Source organism: Moorena sp. SIO3I6, assembly GCF_010672095.1.
In genome coordinates this window covers 1-3,691 of the sequence record NZ_JAAHHU010000415.1, presented here as the reverse complement: position 1 = coordinate 3,691, position 3,691 = coordinate 1, and the positions used below count along the sequence as shown (strand labels likewise).

Here is a 3,691-nt window from a genome sequence, read left to right as displayed (position 1 = left end):
TAAGGGTTGTGTACAAGGTACTGTTCTGTTTCCAAAGCTTAATCGTACTGTCCTCACTAGCCGAAGCAATTATCTCACCATCAGGGCTGAATGCTACTCCCTGTACCTCATCCCGATGACCTTCTAATATAGTGAGCAACCTGCCCTCTTTTGTCCAGAGTTTAATGCTATTATCCTCACTAGCCGAGGCAATTAGCTTACCATCGGGACTAAAAGCAACTGCATAAACTTCGTCCCTATGTCCTGTTAAGGTTTTAAGGAAGCTACCCTCTTTTGTCCAGAGTTTGACAGTATTGTCTTCAGAGGCAGAAGCAATAATCTCACCATCGGGGCTAAACGCTACTCCTTTAACTCCTGCACTATGACCTGTAAAGGTTCTAAGCAAGCTACCCTCTTTTGTCCAGAGTTTGACAGTATTGTCTTCAGAAGCAGAAGCAATAATCTCACCATCGGGGCTAAACGCTATTCCTTTAACTCCTGCACTATGCCCTGTCAGGAGTTTGTGTAACTTGCCCTCTATGGTCAAAAGTTTGACAGTGTTGTCTTCACTAGCGGAGGCGATTAGCTTACCATCCGGGCTGAAGGCTACTGCTTCAAACCCAGCACTATAGTTAGTGAAGGTGTTTAGCAAGATGCCCTCTGTTGTCCAAATTTTGACAGTGTTGTCGGCACTAGCCGAGGCAATCATCTCACCATCTGGGCTAAATGCCACTCCCTTAACTTGGGAGCCATGACCTTCTAGGGTGTTTACCAGCTTGCCGTCCCGCTGCCAAATTTTGACAGTGTTGTCACCGCTAGCCGAGGCAATCATCTCACCATCTGGGCTAAAAACCAGGTCGTAAACCGCACCCCGATGTCCTGACAAGCGATTGTACTCCTTAATCTCATACATGATTCGCCAGAGCATTTTCTCAACTTGAGTCTGGGTATCTGCCTTTGCTCCAGCTAACTGTTGCAGTTTGTTCCAAGCCTTGATGGCGTAGATCAAGGCATCCAACTTGTGATTGGAGGCATAGAAGACTTCAGAGGATTTAGCGATCGCATTAATTTCGTTAATGACAGCTTTTTCGTACTCCAGGAAAGCCATCAGTCTTAAACTAGCCGACACTATAAATCCTGTGCTCACTGTAGCCAGCAGCAGCTTTTGCAGTCGGGAAATTTCCTTTTCTTTGGTCAATTGTATTGCCACCGCTTTAGTTCGTGCGGCTTCAGCCCGTTGAGCCTCCCGTTTATCCAAAGCTTGGCTAGCCGATAAGAACTGATAATCTTGGTCACTCAGGCTACGGGAATCTGCCCAAGCTAAAGCATCGAGTAAGGCTTGACCTCGCAATAGTCTCGATTCATCTTGACAATCACTATTGAACCAATCTCTTAGACTTGTGCCATAGGGACGAAGATTTGATAGTTGCTTGCTGACCCAATCACAGTTGAAAACAGCCGCATAAATGGGGTTGCGAACCTTAACCTTGCCCTGACTCTTGACCACTAATCCCGACAGTAGCAATTCCATTTGTTCCCAACTGTCATCTGCTGCTACTGCCCCCTGTTGCAGAATTTGCTGATAAAGTCCTAATAACCGCCCAGCCCGTTGCTCATTGCTGAGAATGCGATCGCGTATGGTCCTGAGATGCTCTGGTTTATCTTGGACTTCCCAGTTGTTAATAATCCGCCTATCCACAAGGGACTCAAGAGATGTGGGATTGACAGTACCATTCTCTGTATCCTCTAGAATCAGCTGACATAGCTTTTGGGTCAGTAAAGGTTGTCCTCCCGTAAACGCCAAGATTTCCCTAAGTAAGGCTTTGGGATTGCTAACCCTTCCGCTCAATCCTAGCCCTAGAGTTTCGGATTCTTCCAGAGTAAATCCACATAACTCAATCCCCCTTCCGATATTAAACGGAGTCCGTTGCTTATCTACAATCAAATCCGAGGGAGTGGCTACCCCTAACAAAACAAAACTGAGGCGTTGGTAGGCTTGGTTTTCTGTGCGCTTGTTGTAGCAAGCTCGGATTAGGGCAAAAAAATCTTCAATCGGGAACGATAAACCCAGAATGCTATCGATTTCATCAATAAAGATTACCAAATTTCCCTCAACCTCTGCCAGTAGCACCTCCTCAATAAAATCACTAAGACGCTTCACTGGGGATAGATAAGAGTGTGAACGCCACCAAGCTCGTAAATTGACCTGGAGGTTGAAGCTGCTCACCAGACAGCGTACCACACTAGCATACCACTGGTCTGCTGTCAAATCTTGGGTACCAATTTCCGTCAAATCAACGATTCCACAGTGGATGCCTATTCTTTGTAATCGGTGAGTAGTTTGCACCCTCAAAGAAGACTTACCCATTTGCCTGGAGGTAAGGACATAACAAAACTCCCCCGCTATCAGAGCCTTATACAAATCCTGATCTGCTCTACGGCGCACATAGCAGAGGGTATCAGGGGGTAAACTTCCGCCAACTTGATAGTTGTGCTTTTTCATGATTTACAGGCATCAATGGGTTTTACCCCAAGTGAGTACTAAAGTACTGACGATACAAATCACAACTAGGCACAGCCCCCTGTTTGTGGAGCTGTACTAATCCTAAACTTTGCAACTTAAAGGCTAGCTTTTGCTCTAATTCCACTGGCTGGGATGACATAACCACTTTTCGATAGGCTACTACCAGTTGTGGATATTGTTGTAGATTCCACCATTGTCGTCGAAGGTCATCATGATAAATTCCCGATTCAGTTGCTGCTGAATTCAATAACTCCTCAAAGGTAACGTCACCGCGCCTAAGATGATATAATGCTACTCTTAAAAGACAAGGATTTCCTCCTACTTTAGCCATAATTAATGATATGTGATCGAAGCTGGAATCATCACTACCCCAATCGATTCCGTGGCGACGGGCTAATTCTTGCACTTGGGCCTTAGTAAACTCTGGCAATTCAATAGATAATCCCACATTAAAAGGGGATTGGTGGATATGTAACGTAATATAAATATCAGTAGAATGTATAATAACTAAGCGCAATTTTTGCCAAATTGTGCTACCGGTTACACCGTATTTGGCTTTCTCATACCAAGCTCGCAACAAACCCAAAAAATCCGTGGCAATGGCAGGGTAATTAAACAACAGGTTGACCTCATCTAAGGCCAATACCACCGGTGTATCTATTTCTTTTAATAGATACTTCTCGAAGTAATCTGTGGTATTTCCACTGCTGCCAAAGATATCATCCCAATAATCAGTCAGTCGATTCGGTAATTCTAGGCTACGAGTGACTGTGGCACAGAACCATTGTAAAAATCGCTCTAAATCGGTGAACACATTGGCATCGGCTTGCTGCAAGCTCAGAGCAACTGTGCGGAAGCCAGATGCTCTAGCGTGATCAAGAATCCTCACCATCAGCGAGGTTTTACCCATCTGTCTAGGGGCTTTAATTCGGATTAATGCCCCTGGCTGCAACACTGTTTCGTAACATAAAGAGTCATTGGGGGGACGCTCGATATAAAAAGAAGAATTCAGAGGCACCACACCTCTAGGTAATTCCATCTCTGTAGGTAATTCCAGCTCGACCTCTGGCAACTCCTCAAGCTCCACCTCTCGTAATCGCTCCCTGATCACAGAACGAATGTTATTTTTTGTGATCTTCTCTCCAAAAACCTCTGAGAGGATATGCCACAACCGGGAGCCAACCACCC

2 protein-coding genes are annotated in these 3,691 nt (G+C 45.3%); both read right to left on the bottom strand.

The window, feature by feature from the left end:
- A partial coding sequence (locus tag F6K49_RS37095) for an AAA-like domain-containing protein (RefSeq protein WP_293105025.1) occupies window positions 1–2,482 on the bottom strand: 2,482 nt, incomplete at its 3' end.
- 22 nt (window positions 2,483–2,504) lie between these two features.
- Window positions 2,505–3,691, bottom strand: a 1,187-nt coding sequence (locus F6K49_RS37090) for an AAA-like domain-containing protein (RefSeq protein WP_293105022.1), incomplete at its 5' end; no start/stop codon positions are given.